We start from the raw sequence: 20,363 nt of genomic DNA on the forward strand, positions 1-20,363 counted from the left end.
ACTGCCCACACTAATTAACAACAAGCCCTAGCTTGCATGGATCACCCCGGCCTCGAGGCCAATCCGCAGATACTCGCTCAGACGGAACCTCAGGTTCGCTTCGCGCCGCACGTTGTACATGCCGTGGAAGAGCCCCATTTCGTCGCCGCTTTCGGCCCCCTGGGCCAGTTCGGCGGGACCGCTGTCCGCGAGTTGCAGATAAGCGCCCGCGCCAGCCTGGCGGCTCACGAAGACCGGCTCGACGCGCAGCGCCTCCTGTGCGGCAATCGCCTGCTGGGCCGCGCTGTCGAGCGGCGCCGCCGAGGCCGCGCCGGCAAGCGCCGCCGCGATCGCGAGATCGGGCTGGCAGCGAAAGCGCTGCGGCGTGAGCGAGCCCGGCGGCACGTAGCTGTAGCGCACGCACCCGCCCTGGGTCCGCTCGAAGCTCGCCACGCCCGTGACGATGCTGTTCTCGATCAGGCTCGTCTCGCGCGCGGCGATCGTGCCAAGCACCGTCGTCGCGGCGAGATCCACCTCCCCACACGGGCTCGTGCCATCCGCGCCGGCAATCGCAGGGGCGGTATCGGCGCCGCCGTCGAGCGCGCTGTCCGTCACCGAGATCGTCACGCGCTCGTCCACCTGCAGCGCGGCGCATAGCGCGTTCGCAATCGTGAGCGTGCCGCCGCCGTCGTAGGACCAGACCAGCGGGCCGCACAGCGTGCAGTGCTCGACGATCAGCGTGAACGCGCTGTCGGTGGCGGCGAGCGCGCCGCTCGATGCACTCGATGCACTGGCCGAGCTCGATGAACTCGCCCCGCTCCCCGGGCCGTCGCGCACGACGATCCCGCCGAGTGCGCCCAGCCCGCGCAGTGTCACGCTGCCGCCCGCAACGGCGTCGATCAGAATGCGCCCGAGCACGACGGGTCGCGTGTCGGCGCCGGCGCGCACGACGAGCGGCGCCGCGTCCGGCGTCAACGCGAAATCGCCCGCGAATGCGCCGCTGTCGCCAATCTCGAACAGACCGTGCCGCATCGACGCCGGCACCGCCGACGCAAACGCGCTCACGACCTGCGCGGCCCCCTCCCCGGCACCGGATGCCTGGTAGTACAGACCACCGCCATAAGGCCCGCCGAACACATAGGCACAGGCGACGCGCACCGGTTGCGGCGGCGCGCCGTTGAACATCAGCCGCCCCAGCTCCGGATCGATCGAGACGCGAATCGCCGGATCGGAGGGTGCGCTCCACTGGGCGAGATTGCAGCAGCAGATCGCCTTGGCGTCGACGGCCGTGCCGCTCGCGTCGAGCACGGCCAGCACCGGCGGCGCGCCGAAGAACGGCGACTGATAACCGGGCGTCGCGCGCAGCGCTTCCAGGTCGACATAGAGCGCGTCGCGGCGCAGCGCAAACGGCACATTCGCGCGCTGCGCGATGGTGAAGCTCTGCGCGAGCGGCTGGGCCGGATTCACGAGCGCGACATCGCGGCCGAACGGATCGAACGTATAGCGGTTCGGTCCCACCTCGCGCGCCGTGCTGAACGCCTGCGGGCCGAGCGCGCCTGTCATGCCGGACGTGCCCGTGGAGCTGCCGCGCACGGCCAGCATCGCGCCGCCGTACGCCAGCAGCCGCCAGACGAAAAGCCCGACATTCGGAATGTTGTAGCGCCCGCGCGCGCTCGCGATGCGGCGCACGTCGGCGCTGCGCGTCATCGTGTCGAATGCCGAATCGAAGTCGGCGGCGCTCTGGAAGCCGTGCACGTCGACGCACGCGTTGCCGGGCCGCACGTGATTGCGCACGTACTGCGACACCGCCAGCAGCTGGAAGAACTCCACCGCCACGCTCGGCCAGCCGGTCACGTCGAAGCCGAGCTGGTCGAGCACCGCAACGGTGCCCTTGCGGCGCCGGTAGCCAATCGTGTCCGCGACGTCGGCGCGCGCGGTCGAGTTCGCGGGCGGAATCGGCCGCAGCGCCCGATAGCCGATCAGCTCGCCGATATAGGGAATCACCCACGGCGCGCAGGTCTGGATGAACAGGTCGTCGTAGAGCTGTTCGAGATCGGCGTCGATGATCTGCGCCTGTTGCGTGAGCACCTTGATCAGCGCGCGCAGCGTGCAGCCCGCCGCCGCATCGCTGGTGCGCACCGTGACGGGCAGCAGCCCGTAGATCGAATCGACGTCGAGCGGGTTCATGTGTGCACCACCGCAGGCAAGGGTCCGGTGTCGATCATCAGCAGCTCGGCGCCCGCGAGCGCGCCGCCCGTCAACTGCGGCGGCCTGGCGATCAGCGCATCGCCGGCCGATGGCGAAGTCGCGCTCACGCTGGCCGAGCCCGGGGTGTCGAGCGCGTCGAGCGTCAGCGCAATCACGCCGGGCACGTTTTGCAGCACCGCAATCACCTCGCTCGCGTGGACCGGCTGCATGAAGCTGCGCGCGTCGAAGCCGAAGGCCGCGCGCAGCGCGCTCCTGGCGGCCGCGACTACCGCGTCGGCGTCGAGCGAGGGATCGACGCTCAGCGTCGCGCCCACCGTGAACACGCGCGGCACGTAGGCGCACAGCGCGATGGGGAAGGTGCCGTCCGAGGCGGCCAGCATCGCCGCCAGCAGGTTCGCAAACGGCGTGGACGCGGGATCGAGCGCCGCGCCCTGCGCGCCCGCCACCGTCACGCAGGCCACCTGGCGGCGGCCGTCCCACGCCCACACGGCCTGCGCCTTCGCGATGGCGGCGCTCGCGCGCGCGAAGTCGCCCACGTCTTCGAGCGTCACGATGCGATCGAGCGCGCGCACCCGGATGGGCGCATTCAGGCGCGCCGAGTCCAGCGTTTCAGGGTCGCCGCCGCCCGCGGCGGCCACCGGATTGATCACCGACTGCAGGCCCGCGGGCCGCGTGAGCAGCGTGGAGATGCGCCCCGCCGCCACGTTGCCCTCGCTGCCGATTCCCTGGCGATAGGTGGCCGTCACGTTGTTCGTGCCGCTCGGCAGCCGGGCGCCGCCGTCGACGCCATCGCCGAACTCGACCACGGTATTGCCGGACGCGTCGATGAAGGTCGTGAACACGCGCGCGGCCGATCCTTGCTCGACGAGCCAGGGCACCTCGCTCCACGCAGCGCCGTTCACGCGCACGGTGAGCGTGGAAGCGGTGCCCGAGGGCGTGGACGCGCTCACGTAAGTCAGCGGCGGCTGCTTGAGCGTGAAGCGCTGCCACGTCGCCGCGCCGCTGCCGCTGCCGAGAATCTCGCTCTTCGTCGCCCCTTCGGTTGCGCTCGCAACGTTCGCGTTGATCGCGACCGTGGCGGGGGCGTACGAATGCGTGAGCTGGAGATCGAGGCCGATCTGGGTGTAGCCGTCCACGAGCGCGAGCGAGGCGATCGTGCGCACCTCGCTGACGATGCGCCCCGACTGGTCCGACGCCGCGCCCGTGAGCGCGATCTGCTGGCCCACCTGGAGGCCGAGCTGCGCGCAGGCGAGCGTGATCGACGCGCCCGAGAGCGCCTCGGCGGCCACTTCGGCCGCGACGCCGTAGCTATCGGTCGAGCCGAGCACGGTGGCCGTGCGCAATGCGAGGTTCCCGTATGGCGACGCGGCTTGTTCCAGCTGGATCTGGGAGGCCTTCGCTGGCACAAAGTAGCTGATGTACGAACGTAGTGCGAGTCCCGCGCTCGCCGATACGACGCCGCCGAATATCGACGCGACACCGCCGAGCGTCGATGCTGCGTTGCTGCCGACCGTCGTAATGGCGTTGCCCAACTGGATCAGCGTGACTTTCGAGGCCAGCATGTAGCCGGTGCGCGAGCGCTGCGCGCTCGCGGCGATCTGCACCGCGACGGGCCCGCTCAGCTCCGGCGCCTGCAGCACCACCCAGCCGCCCACCACGAGCGCCGGATACACCTGATCGAGCGAGAGCCAGCCCGACGGGCCGTTCCACAGGCCCAGGTCGCTCTGGACGGTCGCGGCAGGCTTGTCCCAGTTCGGCAGCACGCTGGTGGCCCCGCCGCTGGTGCTGCCGATGGGCGTGAAGTTCGGCAGCGTTGCGTAGGCCGGCGCATTGTTGCCGAACAGCGCGGCGCGCACGCCCAGCCGGAAGACCTGGATGCCGGCTGCGGGGTCCGTGGCCGCATTCAGTGCGTTGATGTTGTCCTCGAGCTGCTGGATCGGCCATTGGAGCTTGCGCGCCTGCGCCACCAGATCCGCCTGGTCGCTCCACACGACGCCCTTCACCGCCGTTGACAGCGCCGCATCGCCGAGCGTGCCGGTGAGCGCCGGTGCCGCCGCGCTCGGGTCGGACGCGAGCACGGGCGCGGGGCCGCCGTTGTCGAACTGCACCACGGTGGTCTGCGTGGCCGTATCGAGGCTCACCTGCGCGACGCGGCTCACGCCGCCCGTCTGCTGGCCACTTGCGTCGGTCACGACCACGAGCAGCCAGTCGCCCGCCTGCACGGCGCCCACGAGCCCGGCCAGCCGCAGATGCCCCACGCCCGCGTTCGCCGCCGTGCTGGCGAGAGCGCGGCGCGTGCGCACCTTCAGCGCGTTCCAGCTCGCGCGCGCCTCGATGGGCGCGATCGTCTCGTAGGTGACGGGCTGCCCGCCGGCGGCGGGCACGCTCTGCGCCTGCAGGCCGGCGGCGACCTGCACGCACGGCGGCGTGAGCACGGCCTGCTGGCCCGACGGCGCCGCGCCTGGCACCGCCGGTGGCGGCGTCTGCAGCGTCAGTGCGAGCGGCACGCTCGCGGCCACGCCCGGCGCGAGCCGGTAGCCCACCAGCTTCGCCAGCTCCTGCACGGAAACCGGATCGGTCGCGGTGCCCAGATAGTGTTCGTTCGCGCTGCGCTCGCTATAGAACGTGAGGATGTCGCACACCACCGCGAACGCGTCGACTAGCGCGATCGTGAAGTCGTCGTCGCTGCGCGTCTTCAGCGTGACAAGGCCGCCGGTGCTCGACATCGCGTCGACCATGCTCGCGCGGAACTGCGCCCACGTACCCACGCGGTATGCGAGCGCCGGGAGCCCCGGCCGGTTGGCTACGCTGGCCGGCGTCTCGTTGCCGACGCCGGTGCAGCAGTTGCAGTCGCAGTTCGCGTTCATATTCGCGTTCATATCCCACCATCGACGCTCAACTCGAACTGGCCGCGATCCGGGAAGTCCGGATCGTTCGCAAGCTCGAATAGTTCGGTCGCGCCCGGCTGCAACACGCCGCTGGCGAGGCCGGCGGCATCCGGCGCCTGCGCGCGCTCGAAGCGCGTGACCGTCACCGAAGCCACGCCCGCCAGCTGCTGCGCGGCGGTGATGAGCGGGCTCAGGTAGAACGGCTCGCCCATCAGGAAGCGCTGCGCGTTGAAGAGCCCCGGCGTGCCGTCGGGCTGCAGGCCGCTCGTGAAGATCGCGAGCAGCAGTTGCGCGAGATCCGCGGCCACATAGCCGGGCGCGACACATACATGCATGGCCATGTTCAGCGGCACGCGCACGGCGTCCTCGACTTCGAGGTCGTGGCCCGCCATCCGGTAGGCCGCCAGATACGCTTCGAGGCTCGTCTTGAACGCCGTGTCGACGGCCACGCCGCCGGTGCGCTCGACCGTGACGAACACCGTCGTCCAGGAACCGGTCCAGCGCAGGCTCGCCGACGCGCGCAGCACGCCCGCGAACTGCATCGTGCGGTCCACGTAGTCCTGCGCGGTGACCGCGCGCTCCTGCTGGCGGAACGCCACGGGCGCGTTCTGCCGCGCGTGCTCGATCGTCTCCGGATCGCGTCCGCCGAATGCGGGCAGCGGATTCGTCACGCTCACGATATAGCCGCCGCCGGGGAACGCACGGTCGATCAGCGTGATCGAATCGGCGCCGACGTTGCCCGCCGCGCCGTTGCCCACGCGGTACTGCGCGCCGAACGTCATGCCGGTCTCGACCGCAAGGCCGTTCACGCCGTCGCCGAAACGCAGATACGTCGTGCCGTCGTTCTCGATTTCCGTTTCGAAGGCGGGCGCGTCGCCGCCGATCCCCACGCCGAGCAGATCGCCCACCGCGTACCAGTCGGGCGGGTTCCCCGCGACGCCGCCGCCCTCCAGCGTGACCGCCGGCACGGTGTCGGCGGCGCTCCAGATCGCGGCCTGCGCGGCGCTCTGGATCGGCTGCGTGTCATCGGCCGGCTGGTCGCCCACATACGGGTTGGCCGCCGCGATCGTCACGCCCGGCTGCGACAGCGCCGGCCGGTAGCGGCCATACGCCGGGAGCGCCGCAAGCGGCTCGGGCATCGTTTCGAGCGGGGCGCCCAGCGTGCGCCCCTGGTCGGCAAGCACGACGCAGCCGTACGCCACGCTCACTTCGGAGAGCTGCTGGCTCTGGTGCGCCGCGTCCGTGATGCTCGCGAGGCACAGTGGAAAGGTCAGCGCGTCCGCGTCGTGCCAGACGATGCGCGTGAGCGGCGTGAGCGTGAGCGGGTCGATGCTGTTCACGCCGTCGCGCACGAGGCGCACCGCGCAGCGCTTCGCGGGGTCGGCGTCCGCAGCCTTGCCGGTGTTGGGCCCCATCGCCTCGGCCAGGATCAGAATGTCGCCGCGCGCAAGCTTGTACGTGCCCGCCAGCGTCGCCGTGGTTGCGCCCACCGGCAGGCACAGCGTCTGTGCGCTCCACGCATAAAGCGGCATGGTGCTGTTGTTGGCGAGCAGCGCGCGCGGGTTCGGCTGCGGCTGCCCGGCGTTCGTGTAGCGGTCGGCCAGCACCTCGAAAAACACCGCGCCCGCCGCGTTCGCCGCGTTGTAGGTCTGCGAATCGCGCGGCAAGTCCGGCGTTCGCGCGCCGTCGAATATCGTGCAGCAGCGCGTGCCTGCCGGCACGCCGCCGGGCAGGTCGCCCGCGAGCTGCAGCGCGAGCCACGCGCGCGCATTGCTGCCGTCGTCGAGCCGGTAGTCGACGAGGCGCACATGGCGCCGCACCGAGGTGCGCAGCCGCGCCGTGCCCAGATACGCCTCCGTGTCGATCACGTCGTGCCGGTAGCCGAGCTGGTCGGCCACGTAGGCGAGCGTCTCCACCACGGCCACGCCGAGATCCGCCGCGTTGCGCTCGCTCCAGCGCGGCGCGAGCAGCGACATACGGTCGAGCATCACCTGCACGAAGGCCGGATAGTCGCGCGCCAGATAGTCGATGTCGGGCGGCGTCGCCACGGCGGGCGCGCACGTCATGGACGTCTTGCAGTCGAACTGCTTCGCGCACTCGACATGGAAGGCGAAGCTCGCGCTGCACAGCACCGGGTCGAAGCCGGCCGGCGGCACGAGCGGATCGGGCGGCTCGGCCGCGGGCAGCGGCGCGGCGGGGGCACCGAGTTCCAGCGTGTAAGTCGAGAAGTCGCCCACTTCGCTCGCGGTCACGACGAGCTGGTTGGTCGCGCCGCGTTGCGCGGAGACCACCTCAATCGAGGTAATGCGGTCGCCGCCCGTGATCCAGACGAGGCTCTTCGAGAGCTTCGCCCCAATCGCGCTCGCGAGCGGCGGATCGACATCGGTATTGATGTCGAAGATGAACTGCACGACGATGCGCGCCTCGTTGGACGGATCGACCTGGATGAAGTCGATGCCGTTGACGGCCGCCAGGTGCGGGTCGGTGCCCGAGCGCCGCACCAGCTCGCGCCGGACATCCTGTGCGGACAGGCTCACACGCTTCTCCCGAACACGGCGGTCGCGGTGGCGCCGCTTTGCCGGTCTGTGTAGGCGATGCGGATCGTCAGCGAGGCGTCGTCGCCCTGCACGTCCACCTCCGAGACGGCGATGAGACCGCCCAGCCAGGTCTGCAGCGCGCCCATCACCATCACCTGGGTCATGGCCGCGAGCGCCGGGCCGTTGGGGTCGAACACGAGCCCGAGCACGCCGCTGCCAAAGGTCGGGCGCATCACCCGCTCGCCAGGCGTCGTGAACAGCACGGCCTGGATCAGGTCGTTCAGGTGCCGCACCGCATCGGCCTCGGCGGTGCGGCCGCGCCCGTCGATGCGGTAAGGCACCGCGATCGGCAAGGCGGGGCCGACGTTGGCCGGCGCATTGAACGCGGGGGTGCTGGGGGTGCTCGGGGTGCTCATAGCGCGACCACCCGGGTCTGGGTCGAGACGATCATCGGCGGCCCCTGCGGCACGCCGCTCGCGCTCATCGCCAGCCCCGTCGAAGCCTGCGTGATGGGCGGCGAGCCGTTCACGAGCACGCGCGTGGCGGGCGTGAGCCAGGTCACGCGCAGGCACGGCTGCGGCGGCGGAATCGTGAACGCGCAGCCGGCAACGAGGTACTGGTCGGCGAGCGTCGCAACGGGCATGCCGCTCACGAGCACGCGCGGGCTGCCCGGCAGCACCGCGATTTGCCCGCCGTGCGGGCACATGCCCACGGCGCCGACATGATAGAGAGGACCGGCCATATGCATCTCCCTGATTGCGCCAATTCGTACTCCGACAGGTTTCTAGATCACGGTGAGCGCGCCTTCGTTGACGGTCACGGTCGGACCGATCAGCGTGAGCGACGCGCCCTTGCCGTTCTGGATGTAGATGCCCGTGTCGTTGACGATCAGCGTCGCGCCGGTGGTGCTCTTGAGCATGATGCCGCCCGTCGGCCCCGGCACGTCGCTGATCATCAGCGTGTTTTGCAGCGTCGTTTGCAGCACGATGGCGGCCACCTCGGGCGGCGCGGCGTGCAGGAGCGCGGGCACTTCGGCCGCCTCGCCCCAATAGCAGCCGCTCCAGATGGGGTAGTCGGGGTCGCCCTGCTCGAACTCCACCCACACGCCCGAGCCCATCGGCGGCACCATCGCGAAGCCCATCTGGATGCCGGCCACCGGCACGCACGGCATCGCCCACGAGGTGGGCACGAAGGTGGACACGTCGGGCACGATCACCTGGATGCGGCAAATTTGCATCGGGTCGACGTTGTTGATCACGGTCGCGCGATATTTGCCGAAAAACTGCTGCGACGCGTTCGAGCTTTCCTTCTCGAGCGAGGCGCCCGCTTGCGTGGATGACGCTTCGTAGTCGCTCATGACGGGATGCTCCCCAAAGTCGAGACGAGCCCGTTGCGGCTCAGTTCGAAGTCCTGCTTATATTCGCCGCGCTTGATCTGATGCGTGACGCCGTTCACGTAGTAAAGCCCGTCGAAGGCGAGACCCGCGCCGCGCAAGCCCACCAGCGAGCGCGGCTTGAGCACCTGGCCGTAGCGCAGCACGTTGAGCGTGCCGCTCGCGCTCACGGCTTCGGCGCTGGTCGAGGCGCGTGCCATCGCGATCAGCGCCGCGCGCATCGCGGACCACTTCGCCGCGCCCTTGGTGATGTCGATGCGCGTCGGGATCGGCTCGATCGCGCCCAGCGGCGGATTGAGCGGCGTGATGTCGCCCACCGCGATGGGGATCGGCGTCTTCGTGATGGGCTCCTGGATGGTCACGATCGGCAGCGCCTTGCGCGTGTTTTTGAAGGTGAACTGCAAGTGCTCGACGTTCGTGTACGCGTCGGCGTCCAGCGCGAGCGCGGGCTGCACGGGGCCCACCTTGATCTGCGGCCCCCAGTACGCGATGCTCTGGCCCGGCTGCGGGCCCGGGTCCTGATAGAACACGTAGCCGACCTGGTCGGCGAGGCGCCGGATGTGCTTGAGGTCCGTGCCCTTCTGGCGCGGGATGCGGTCGATCGGCAGCGGCACGTCGATCAGCACGCTCGGGATCACCATGGGCGTGACGCCCAGCACCAGGTACTTCACGAGCAGCAGCGCGACCTGCGCCTCGGGCGGCATGGCGGGCAGCGGCAGCCCGCTCGTGTCGAACAGATCCATCACGCGCGTGAGGTCCTCGCCGATCACCGTGAGCGTGGTCCTGCCGTTCTGCACGTCGGTGCCGATGTGGTGGTCGGTCATCACGCCGTCGATCAGCACGTTCATCGAGCCGTTCAACGTCACGGCGACCACCACGCGCATCACGGGCGGAATCGCGCCGCCCGCGAGCAGGAAGATCGTCTGCAGCGGCGAGTCCACGTCCACGAGGAAGTTCAGCTCGAAGCCGCTCGTGCCGACCGCGCGCGCCGTGACCTTCACCGACTGCAGCGCGTCGATCATGGTTTGCGTCGCCTTGATCGGGACGACCGGCCCGATCCACAGCGATAGTTCGATTGCGTTGGTCATGGCATTCACATTGGACGGGTCACGTTGGGGCTCGCCGGAGCGCGCGAGGCGTACCGACGCCCCGTTGGGGAGCCGCTACCGAAGGGAGCGTGGGGGCTCATGTCAGTACTCGCCGGGCCGCCCCAAGGGTACTGACGCCCCCTTGGGGGGGCAGCGACCGAAGGGTGCGTGGGGGCTCATGTCAATGCCCCTGGCGCGGTCGCGGGCAGCGGAATCTTGACCTTCACGATGCCTGCCGGCGGCGCGGGCAAGCCCGGGCCGGGCGGCACCGGGGGCGCCGCTGGCGCCAGCGCGTCGGCGGGATGCACGGCGAGGTTCGCGTCGGCGATGCGCCAGTACAGGAGCGGATCGCCCAGATAGCGCGCCGCGATCACGTCGATGCGGTCGCCCTGCTGCACCTGATACATCGTGAGCGTCGGAAAGCTTGCCGCCGCCGGGATGATGCGCCGCTTCACATAGCGGATCACGGCGCCGCCGGCGGTGCTCATTTCCAGCACCGGCAGGCCGTAGTAGCGGCTCGAAGTGTCGTAGCCGCTCGCGGGCAGTGCGCCCGCCGCGAGCAGCGCGCTCAGCATGTCGCTCATGGGATCCCCGTGATGCCGAGATTGGCCAGCGTCCCGCCTGCTGCGAGTTGCGCGAGACGTTCCTTTTGCTGTTGGTACGCGAGATAGATGCTGCCGCCGCTCGACGCGTACGGCAGGTCGTCGATGCTCAGCACGCGCAGGCCGAGCGAGACCTTCGCGCGGATCGGATTGAGCGCGCTGTCGAACATTTCCTCGGTGATGCTGAAGTCGGTCACGCGCACCGGCACGACGCGGTTGCGGCTCCAGACGAACAGGGCGAGCGGCGCGTCCATGGGCGCGATCTCGAGCACGCCCTGGCGCGCGTTCGCGTCGGCGGCGGCGAGCTGCGCGGTGCTCGGATAGATCATCGTCTCCAGCGCGGCAAGCTGCGGCGCGATGCCGTTGCTCACCGTGGCCGCGTTGTTGCCGGGGTCGGCGAGCGCGTCCGCGGCGTCGATCTCGGCGTCGAACTTGAACGTCTCGATCGCCACGCCCTTCAGGCGCAGCTGGTCGACGTGCGGGCCGCTGTCGCTGCCCACGCCCTGCACCTGCAGCGTGCGCGAGAGCGTCTCGGGGTTGTACTGCAGCGCGATCACGCGCAGCACGGCGGCGTTCGCGGGATCGACGAGGACAATGCCGGCTTTGAGCATCATCGACTCCCTGGGACCGGACGCGGTGTGGCGGCCGGCGTTTGCGGGTGGGTTTGTGGCTGTGTTTGTGACTCGATCTGCGGCTGCATTTGATGATGTGTTTGTGGCTCCATCTGCGGCTGCGTTTGCTGCTGCGCTTGTGGCTGTGTATGTGGCTGCGTTTGACGCTGCGAACGCCGCTGCGTTTGCTGCGTGCCGGTCACGCCGCGCCACACGCGCTCGGCGAGCATCGCGCCGAGCGACGCCGGTGTGCTGTGCGCGCTGCGCTGCACGTCGAGCGCATGCCACGCGTCGAGCGACGCGCTGCGATAGCCACGCGCGGCATCGTCGGCGAAGCGCTGCGTGAGCGCCTGCGCCAGCGCGTCGGCGATCGCGCGCCGCTCGCGCGCGTCGAAGCCTTCGAGCGTGAGCGTGTCGATCGTCACGACGATGCGCGCCGGCTTCATGCCCAGCCTCCCATCTCGACATCGCTGGGCCGGCGTTCGAGCTTCGCGCACTCGGCCAGCGCGGCGCGGCGCAGATGCCGCATCGACACGGCAGAGCCCGCGTCGGCGGCGAGAAAGGCCGCGTAGATGACGATATTGCGGATGCTGCCGCCCGCCACGTTCAGCCGCGCGAGCTGCGCGAAGTCCACGCCATCCACGGGCACGCCGCTCGCGAACAGCCGCTGCCAGATCTCCATGCGCTGCGCGTAGTCGGGGAACGGGAAGCTCACCACGAAGCGCAGCCGCCGCATGAACGCCGGATCGATCGCGTTGCGCAGGTTCGTGGTGAGGATCGAGATGCCGCGATACGACTCCATGCGCTGCAGCAGGTAGCTCACTTCGAGATTCGCGTAACGGTCCTGGCCTCGCTCCACTTCGCCGCGCCGCCCGAAGATCGCGTCGCACTCGTCGAACAGCAGGATCGCGCCGCTCGCCTGCGCGGCGTCGAACACACGGCACAGGTTCTTCTCGGTCTCGCCGATGTATTTGCTCACCAGCTGGCTCAGGTCCACGCGGAACACGTCGAGGTCGAGCGCCGTGCCCAGCACTTCGGCCGCCATGGTCTTGCCCGTGCCGCTCGGCCCGTGGAAGAGCGCGGCGAGCCCGAGCCCGCGCTCGTCGCCGCGCGCGATGCCCCAGTCGTCATGCACGAGGCCGCGATGGCGCGCGTGCGCGAGCACGTCGCGCAGGGTGTCGAGCTGGTCGGCGGGCAGCACCAGCTCGGACCACGCGGTGCGCCGCGCGAGCCGCTGCGCGAGCACGGCAAGCTCGTTGCGCCCGCCCGCGCGCGCGGCGCGCCAGAGCCGCGTGCCGATGGGCGCGCCCGTCTCGGCGTGCGCGCGCCGCGCGATCGTCTCGATCGTCGCGGCATCGAAATCGAATTGCGCGGCCACGGGCTCGATCGCTTCATCGAGCGCGTCGCTCGTGCCACCGCTCATGCCGCCGCTCGTGCCGTCGTTGTTGCGCTCGCGCGGTGCGAGCCCGCTGCCCAGCGCGGCGCGCCACAGCTCGCGCTGCTCGGCGCGCAGCGGGCGTACGACGTCGAAGACGTGCAGCGCGCGCCGGCCGTAGCGCGCCGGGTGCCGCGCGCCCACCGCGACCGGCGTCGCGAAGCGCTCGAGAAAGTGACCGAGGCTCATGCGCGCGGTGGCGTCGGGCAGTTCGTGAGCGTCGATGAAAAGCGCCGCGCCGCGCAAACGCGCCTCGCGCTCCCAGCCGCGCGCACGGGCTTCCAGCTCGTCGGCCCGAGCACCCAGCACGGCGGCGTCGAGCGCGAACGTGAGCAGCCCGAGCTGAGCGAACGCATAGGCGGCCACCTGCTGCTGCCCGCCGCGATCGTCGCCGGTGAGGAGCACGAGCGGCTGCGTCGCGCGCGCGAGGTCCGGCGCGAGCACCTCGGCAATCTCGCGCGCAACGGCGGCGTGCGTGGCCACGAGTGCGGCAGGCGGATCGATGGGGCTCACGCAGCCGTCGATGCGCGCATCGAGCTCGCTTACGCCGGTCAACTCGTGCAGGAAGGCTTCGTCGATGCGCAGCGGCGCGAGCGTGAGCGGCCCGCCCCGCCGGAAATCCACGAGCCCCCAGCGACGCAGCGGGCCCGATGGGGAGAGCGCGCTCCAGTGGGCGTCGTCGAACGCGGCGAGCGCAAGGCCGAAGTTCGGGTAATCGCGCGCCGGGTCACCTTGGGCGAACGCGCATAGCGCGCCGAAACCGGGCGCGAGTTCGATGCCCGCGCACATCACGACGATCCGGCGTTCGAACGTCGAGAGGCCGAGGCGCAAGCACGCGATGTCGAGCGCGCTGTTGCAGGCGGCGAGTGGTGCGTCGGCAGTGCCGGCTTGATCGGCTTGATCGGCTTGATCGGCTTGATCGGCTTGATCGGCTTGTTCGGCTTGTTCGGCTTGTTCGGCTTGTTCGGCTTGTTCGGCTTGTTCGGCTTGTGCCGCTTGTGCCGCTTGTGCTGCTTGTGCCGCTTGTGCTGCTTGTGCCACCAGATCCGGCGCTTCGGCGTGTTCCGGCCACGCGCCTTGCGCCGCTGCGCCCTCGCCCACCGCAGCGCGCCCCGCGCCCGTACCCGCGTCCGCCGCCGCATGCGCGTGCCGCTCCAGCAGCGCGCGCACGCGCGCGATCTCCGCGGCGAGCGCGCACTGGTTGGCTTCGAGCCACGCGGACAGGGCATCGTCGAGCTTCAAAATTGCACCTGTGGGCTCACAAAGGCATGCGTGCCCGGGTCGAGGTCGAGCGGGCTGTCGACGCCATCCACGCGCACGCGCACCAGGTACAGGCCGCCCGGCACGCCCTGCGTGTTGATCGTCACCGAGTCGGGCAAGGCAATGCCGTCCGCCGCGGCGTCGAACATGTAGCTCTGCGGCGCGGTGCCGGCCGGCGGGTCGAGCCGGTTGAGCAGCAGCGAAACCTTCTGCGTGGCCACGAGCGCCGGGTCGAGCGTCACGGTCACCGGCACGATGGGCGGCTTGACCGAGTTGTCCGGCGCGCCAAGCGTGATCAGATAGTTGTTGGGTGGCGTGGCCGAGCGGCGCACGCGCGGCTGCAGCATGAAGGTCGCCACATTCGACTGGGCGAACGTGACGGGCGGCGTTGCGTCGAACTGGACCTGGCGCACGACCGTGAGCGTGTTCAGGCCCGCGCTCAGTGGCGGCAGCGTCACGCTCACCGCCGCGCCGGTGCCGATCACGGTGGGCGTTTGCGGCGCCCCCGCATTGCCGCCGAACACGACGACGGTGCTGGCGCCGGTGAGGTTGGAGCCGGAAACGATGAGCGTCGCGTTCGGCGCGTACGGCACGATCTGCGGGGCGATCGCATCGATGACAGGCTCGACGAACGGCTTCACCACGAGATTGCGGCTCAGCACCGGCAGCGGCGCGATGACGGGCCTGCTCGTTTCGATCAGCAGCACGGAGACCGCATAGGCCGCCGACACGCGGAACTTGCTCTGGAACGCGGTCCACAGCTTCGAAAGCTCCTCGGTGCCGATCTGCTGCGGGACGATCTTGACCATCTCGACCTGGTTGGCGAGGTCCGCGCTCGCGAGCGCCTTGTCGATGGGCGTGGCCGGCGCCTGGAACACCTTGGCGATCTTGTCGCGAAAGAGCACCGGCACTTCGTGGAGCGCCTGCATGCCGATGCCGAGCATGATCTGGGCCTCGTAGTCGCCGGCGCTATAAGCCGTCAGCAGGTAATGCAGATCGATCGCGAGCGGCGCGCGGCCGATCACCGAGCCGTCGCTCGCGCGGGTGGGCAAGCCCACCTCGCGCCAGCCCGGGTTGTAGGTGACGTGGTACAGGAACAGGTTCAGATTGGTCACTTCGCCATCGGCGCTGGTGACGAGATGATCGGGCGGCGCGGACGAGGTCGTCGCGCCGCCGAGCAGCGTCGAGAGCGTGAGCCGCGCCGCCGCGACCGCGTCGTCGATCACGGCTGCAATGACGCGCGACGTCGCGGCAATCGCGAGCGCGGTGCTCATTGCCGCTCCCGGTCGCGCGTGCGCAGGTAGGCGTCGAGCGAGGGACGGCGCGGCCCGGCGGCGCGCTCGCGCGCGCTCGTGCCCGGTGCTGGCGCCGTGGCGGGGGCCGCGACCGCGCGCACGTCGATATGGCCAATGCGCACCGTCACGGTGGGGGGCTCGCTCGGGCGCGCATCGCGGCGCGCCGCCTCGCGGCCGCGTGGCTCGCGTGGCACGCCATCGGGATGCGCGCGCTCGATGCCGGCAAGCGGTGCCCCATCGGACGGCCATGCGCGGAGCGGTGCGGCCGTCGCGGGGACCGCGCCGTCCATCTCCGCGCGATCGCCGGTGAAATGCCGATTGCGTTCGGCATCGCCGTTGTCGTGTAGCGAGGTGCGCAACGGTAAGAGACGTGGCGCGGCCGCCCCAGTGAGCGCCGCGCCGCGTGATGCGCGCCGCGCTTCATGCTGCGGGTCAGTGGGCGACGCGTCGAGCGTGTACGGCCATGGCCCTTCGTGCCCGCTCTGCTCGCGCGGCTCGTCAAGCTGCGTGATGCGGCGCTCGCGCACGCCCCGCGATGCGCCCTCGCGGCTCGTCTCGTACGTTTGCGCATCCAGGGCTGGCGCATCGGCTGGCGCCCACGCGGGCGCGTCGCCGTAGCGGTAGCGCGGCCGGGGACGCAGCCGCGGCCCCTGCCCCGTCGCGAGCGCCGCGATCCGTTCGAGATAGCGGCTCACCGTATCCGCTCCAGGTAGCGCCTGCGCCGTGCGTCGGGAAGCGCGAGAATCGCCGCCTCGGACCAGCCGTACGCGCTCGCGAGCGCATCGACGTCGTCGATCAGGTGCTGGGCGCGCGCGCTCAATTCGTCCCACAGGAACTCGCCGATATCGACTGCGAAGCGCAGCGCGTGGCCGCAGTCCGGGCACGTCATCGCCAGCTCGATCGACGAAGCGTCGCTCAGCCGCTCGATCGCGTCGGCAACGGCGTCGGTCACGGCGTCGCTAAGGTTGCCGGTCACGGAATCGCGGAGGTCGTCGCCAGGTCCGTCGCCGGGGCCGTCACTAGCGGCGCCATCAAGCGCCGCATCGACGGCCCGTGCGCCGCTGTGCTCGATGCAGCGCGCGATCAGCGTGCGAGCGGCCGCACGCGGCTCGGCGCAATCGGCAATCGACGCGAGGTCGTGGCTATCGGGCAAGCGAAAGGCGATCGTGCGTCCCGCGACTTCCACCGTCCCTCGATCGATTTCGCCGTCCGCGGCGCTCACGCTCGCGCGCGCCGACAAGTCGACGCTCGTGTCGAGCTTGCACGCGCACGCCTCGCACTCGGCCACACCCTCGACGAGCGGCCCGAAGGCCGCGACACGGCTCGCGATCAGCAGCTCGTCGCGCCGCCGCAGCGCGAGCCACGCGAGCGCGTCGCGCGGCTCGCCCGTGAACGCCTCGAGGATCGACAGCGCGCGGTCGATCGGATGCTCGCGCTCCCCTCGCTCCCACAGGGCAAGCAGCGTCTGGCTGTCCGGCAGGCTGCGCATCGCACGTCCTATGGGTTGAGGGTGGGCTCGGTCGGTTCGGTCACCGAAGTGTCGCGCTCCCACCCCTCGTTTTCGAGCTTGATATGCTGGATCGCCACGGCGTTCGCGTTCGCATCGAGATCGGGCTGTGCCTGGTACTCCGAAACCCAGCAGCGGAACACCTTGTACGCGATCACTTTCTGCCCCGCCTCGTTGTAGAGCTCGATGATGATGTCCTTGCGAAAGTCGGCGAGCGACACCTCCGCGCCGAGCCCCGCGCCGAGATTCCAGACCTTGTTCGCCCACGCTTCGAAGTCGAGGTCGTGCGTGACGCCGCGCTCGATCGTGACCGCGTCGAACTCGGTGCGGCCCGGCGATTTGCGCGTCGTGCTCGGGTCGCCGCCTTCGCGATGCTTGACGACCTCGGTCGTGCGCTTGAGCATGCTCACCTTGCTCACGCCCGCGACGTAGTGGCCGTCCCACTTCACCTTGAATTTGAAGTTCTTGTACGGATCGAAGCGTTTCGGATTGACACTGAATTGCGCCATGTTCGTGCACCTCACGAGGAGCCGGTCTGGCCGGCGAGCTGCTGGATCTGCAGCACCACGAACTCGGCGGGCCGCAGCGGCGCGAAGCCGACCAGAATATTCACCACGCCGACGCTCTGGTCATACGGCGTAGTCGTCTCGCTGTCGCACTTCACGAGGTACGCGTCCTTGGGCGTCGTTCCCGCGAATGCCTGCTGCAGGAACAGCGACTGCATGAACGCCTGCACGTTCAGGCGGATTTGCGACCACAGTGGCTCGTCGTTCGGCTCGAACACGACCCACTGCGTGCCGCGATACAGGCTCTCTTCGATGTAGAGCGCGAGCCGCCGCACAGGCAGGTACTTGTAGTCGTCGGTAAGCGCGTCGGCGCCGCGCATCGTGCGCGCGCCCCACACCACGCTGCCCGTGAACTGGAAGGTGCGCAGGCAGTTCACGCCAACCGGATTGAGCTGCCCGTTGTCCGCATTGGTCATCGGCACGCTCAGCCCCTGCACGCCGGCCAGCGCCGCCGCCGTGCCCGCGGGCGCCTTCCACACACCGCGCGTGGCGTCGGTCTGCGCGATCACGCCCGCCACCGCGCCCGAAGGCGCAAAGTTCGCAAGCTGGCCCGGCCGCAGCGGATCGGCCTCGACCAGCATCGGGAAATAGATCGCGCCGTAGTCGCCGCCCGCCGTGAGATTCAGGCCCGCGGGGCCCGCCTGCGCCTGCGCCACCGTGGTCCAGTCGCTCGGGGAATCGACCAGCAGCACAGCGCGGCGCGACTTGCAGTACACGAGCGCGAGCGGATACACCGTCGTGAAGAACACACTCGTGGACGACCACGTGCTCGTGTCGGGCGGAATGCACAGCAGGTTGAAGATGTCGGTGTTCTCGAGCGCGTAGATGCCGGTCTTGCTGCCGTCGACTGGCGTGTAGAGCTTCGGGTCGGTGATGAACGCACTATCCACGCCGCCGCTCAGATTCGGCCAGGGGCCGAGCGTATTGGGCGGATTCGGCGGCGACGCAAGCAGCGGCGGCTCCGCCGTGGCCGGCGGCGCGACGAGCGGGTTGGGCAGCACCGGCGTGCCGTCCGGGTTCTGCTGCATCAGCACCAGCTGCGATTCGATTGGCAGCACCTGGTCGATGCGCCGCGTGCCGTCCACGACCGAGACGTTGCGTATCGTTTCGCTCAGGCCGCTGCCGGTGTCGGTCACGAGCAGGTCGAACAACACGCCGGGGTCTGCATAGCCGAGGCTCGCGGCGACCGTGGCGTCGAGTTTGTTCGTCGCGACGTGCACCTGCACCGCGTTGCCCCACGTGCCCGGGCTTGCCGCCTGCAGCGCGAGGCCGATCGAGTCTGGGCCAGTCGCGTTCATGCGCGCGACGCCATCGCTTTGCGACGGCAACGAGAATGCCGAGCTGCTGCTCGAGGACGAACCGGAAACTGACGAAGCCGACGAAGCCGACGAAGCACTCGATGCACTCGATGCACTCGATGCACTCGATGCACTCGATGCACTCGATGCACTCGATGCGCTCGACATCGACGAGGTGCTTGTGCTGCTGCTCGATGGCGAAGACGCGGCCATCCAGACGCGCACGATCACGGCCTGACCACCGCCGTTTGCGAAGAAGTCGCGCACTGAATAGCCGAGCGGATAGCCCGCTACGATGCCGCCGAACTGGCGGCCGAAGTCGGAGAAGCTGTTGATCACCGTGGGCGAGTTGAGCGGACCGCGGGCCGCGCGGCCGACGAAGGCGGTGATCGAGGTTGGCACGCCCGTGATCGCATGCACGCCGCTCGGCAGCTCTTCGACGTATACACCGGGATAGTTCAGGGTAGCGGGCATGTGTCGACTTCCTCCAAAGAGGCGCTTAACAATGATCGCAAACCGCATTGCGCGGCTTGCGCCTGCCGGCCGCGCGCGACTAGCTGTGCGCGGCCCGATAGATCACGTGCCCATCGCGCAACTCGGTGCGGTGCGCGACCCCACGGCTCACGAGCCCGGCCAGTGCGCGCCGCACGTGCTCTTCGCTCGCGTTGGTGTGCCGCGGATCGAGCCACCAGCAACGAATCCCTTCGATGCTGTCTGCGGCGTTCGGATGCGAAGTCAGATAGGCAGCGATCTCGAACTCCAGACACCGAACCATTTCGTCGTCCAATGTCGACATATGCGCTGGCCGAAAGGTAGTGTAGGGGGCTGCGCGTGCCAAGGTTGCAAGCTCGATGCCAGGGGAAGGGGGCGCGGGTGGCCGCGCTGGTGTGGGGGTGGGGGTTGCCGCGTGGCGCGTGTGTGTAGATGAATTGCCTCACCTGGGATGCGTGATGGAAGCGCTGCCGTCTATGTCGCATATGGCTCCCGCCTCAGGTGGGGGATTTTTACTGCATGCGATGAAAGTCCTTCAATTGACAATGGCCTCGGCGTTGACTATTTTGAAAGCGCCCGAGGTAGGGCCGGCGATGCCGTAGGGTTCGAATCCCTGTGTAGATGCTGTGTCTGAAACAGCGAGACAGTTATCGGTTTTTTTGTCTCGCTTGTTTCTTTTTTTGGAGCGCTGGCATGCGCTCGCGTGCCTTGCTGTGGTTGAGCGCCTGCTGGGCGCAGGGCGTGGTTCGATTTTTGGTGCGGGTTTTTTTGGTTTTGGCCTTTCCTTGTTTTCATGTAGGTCTATTTGCGTTGCCCCTGTGCGGGGCGGCACCTACTTTTCTTTGCAGCCGCAAAGAAAAGTAGGCAAAAGAAAGCGGCTCAAACCGCCAGTGTGACGCAGTCCACCACTGCCGTGTATATCGGAGCGGCTCCGGGGCATCCGTCACCCCGCACACTCCGCCTTAGTGACAAGGGGCTCATCCTTCCCGCCGCGCGCTACGCGCGGGCGGAAGGGGCTGCAAGGAAAACCGGACGGGCTGCCGGGCGAATGCGCGAGAGTCTTGCCTGGCGAATGCGTGGGAGTGCTGCCGGATGAATATGCCGGAGTCCTACGAAAACATGTGCGCACCACCGGTTTTGGTTGTGCCCCACGGCGCGCGGAGCGCCGCCGGATGGATGAGCCCTTAGTCACTCCGTGTGACGA

The 20,363-nt window shown here is 69.4% G+C and carries 17 protein-coding genes; all 17 read right to left on the minus strand.

Annotated features, from left to right (window positions below; translation table 11 throughout):
* Positions 1–27: 27 nt before the first annotated feature.
* Positions 28–2,166, minus strand: coding sequence for a hypothetical protein (locus EYW47_RS38005; protein ID WP_133199950.1), 2,139 nt, complete (start codon positions 2,164–2,166; stop codon positions 28–30).
* Positions 2,163–5,066: a putative baseplate assembly protein gene (locus EYW47_RS38010; RefSeq protein ID WP_133199951.1), complete on the minus strand. Its 2,904-nt coding sequence runs from the start codon at positions 5,064–5,066 to the stop codon at positions 2,163–2,165. Before EYW47_RS38010 ends, EYW47_RS38005 begins: the two co-directional genes overlap by 4 nt.
* Positions 5,063–7,612, minus strand: a complete 2,550-nt coding sequence (locus EYW47_RS38015; RefSeq protein ID WP_133199952.1) for a baseplate J/gp47 family protein — start codon at positions 7,610–7,612, stop codon at positions 5,063–5,065. Before EYW47_RS38015 ends, EYW47_RS38010 begins: the two co-directional genes overlap by 4 nt.
* Positions 7,609–8,028: a GPW/gp25 family protein gene (locus tag EYW47_RS38020; RefSeq protein WP_133199953.1), complete on the minus strand. Its 420-nt coding sequence runs from the start codon at positions 8,026–8,028 to the stop codon at positions 7,609–7,611. The genes EYW47_RS38015 and EYW47_RS38020 overlap by 4 nt, the downstream gene beginning before the upstream one ends.
* On the minus strand, positions 8,025–8,354 hold the full coding sequence (locus tag EYW47_RS38025) for a hypothetical protein (protein WP_133199954.1): 330 nt from the start codon (positions 8,352–8,354) through the stop codon (positions 8,025–8,027). Before EYW47_RS38025 ends, EYW47_RS38020 begins: the two co-directional genes overlap by 4 nt.
* Before the next feature lie 42 nt (positions 8,355–8,396).
* Positions 8,397–8,969: a phage baseplate assembly protein V gene (locus EYW47_RS38030; protein ID WP_240764100.1), complete on the minus strand. Its 573-nt coding sequence runs from the start codon at positions 8,967–8,969 to the stop codon at positions 8,397–8,399.
* Positions 8,966–10,093 (minus strand): hypothetical protein, encoded by a 1,128-nt coding sequence (locus tag EYW47_RS38035; protein WP_133199955.1) that lies wholly within the window; start codon positions 10,091–10,093, stop codon positions 8,966–8,968. Before EYW47_RS38035 ends, EYW47_RS38030 begins: the two co-directional genes overlap by 4 nt.
* 176 nt (positions 10,094–10,269) lie before the next feature.
* Positions 10,270–10,677: a LysM peptidoglycan-binding domain-containing protein gene (locus EYW47_RS38040; protein WP_133199956.1), complete on the minus strand. Its 408-nt coding sequence runs from the start codon at positions 10,675–10,677 to the stop codon at positions 10,270–10,272.
* Positions 10,674–11,309 carry a hypothetical protein gene (locus tag EYW47_RS38045; RefSeq protein WP_133199957.1) on the minus strand — a complete coding sequence of 212 codons (636 nt, stop codon included), beginning with the start codon at positions 11,307–11,309 and terminating at the stop codon, positions 10,674–10,676. The genes EYW47_RS38040 and EYW47_RS38045 overlap by 4 nt, the downstream gene beginning before the upstream one ends.
* Positions 11,306–11,752 carry a hypothetical protein gene (locus EYW47_RS38050; RefSeq protein ID WP_133199958.1) on the minus strand — a complete coding sequence of 149 codons (447 nt, stop codon included), beginning with the start codon at positions 11,750–11,752 and terminating at the stop codon, positions 11,306–11,308. Before EYW47_RS38050 ends, EYW47_RS38045 begins: the two co-directional genes overlap by 4 nt.
* Positions 11,749–13,983: an AAA family ATPase gene (locus EYW47_RS38055; RefSeq protein WP_133199959.1), complete on the minus strand. Its 2,235-nt coding sequence runs from the start codon at positions 13,981–13,983 to the stop codon at positions 11,749–11,751. The genes EYW47_RS38050 and EYW47_RS38055 overlap by 4 nt, the downstream gene beginning before the upstream one ends.
* Positions 13,980–15,275 (minus strand): Pvc16 family protein, encoded by a 1,296-nt coding sequence (locus tag EYW47_RS38060; RefSeq protein ID WP_165976800.1) that lies wholly within the window; start codon positions 15,273–15,275, stop codon positions 13,980–13,982. The genes EYW47_RS38055 and EYW47_RS38060 overlap by 4 nt, the downstream gene beginning before the upstream one ends.
* Positions 15,272–15,991 (minus strand): hypothetical protein, encoded by a 720-nt coding sequence (locus EYW47_RS41210; protein WP_165976801.1) that lies wholly within the window; start codon positions 15,989–15,991, stop codon positions 15,272–15,274. The genes EYW47_RS38060 and EYW47_RS41210 overlap by 4 nt, the downstream gene beginning before the upstream one ends.
* Positions 15,988–16,785, minus strand: coding sequence for a hypothetical protein (locus tag EYW47_RS38065; protein WP_133199961.1), 798 nt, complete (start codon positions 16,783–16,785; stop codon positions 15,988–15,990). The genes EYW47_RS41210 and EYW47_RS38065 overlap by 4 nt, the downstream gene beginning before the upstream one ends.
* 8 nt (positions 16,786–16,793) lie before the next feature.
* Positions 16,794–17,312 (minus strand): phage tail protein, encoded by a 519-nt coding sequence (locus tag EYW47_RS38070; RefSeq protein WP_133199962.1) that lies wholly within the window; start codon positions 17,310–17,312, stop codon positions 16,794–16,796.
* An 11-nt stretch (positions 17,313–17,323) separates the two neighbouring features.
* Complete coding sequence (locus EYW47_RS38075) at positions 17,324–19,141, minus strand: phage tail sheath subtilisin-like domain-containing protein (protein ID WP_133199963.1); 1,818 nt, start codon at positions 19,139–19,141, stop codon at positions 17,324–17,326.
* Positions 19,142–19,220: 79 nt separating this feature from the next.
* Complete coding sequence (locus EYW47_RS38080; RefSeq protein WP_133199964.1) at positions 19,221–19,442, minus strand: hypothetical protein; 222 nt, start codon at positions 19,440–19,442, stop codon at positions 19,221–19,223.
* Positions 19,443–20,363 lie beyond the last annotated feature (921 nt).

It is taken from the genome of Paraburkholderia silviterrae, from assembly GCF_004353915.1.
GTDB lineage: Bacteria > Pseudomonadota > Gammaproteobacteria > Burkholderiales > Burkholderiaceae > Paraburkholderia > Paraburkholderia silviterrae.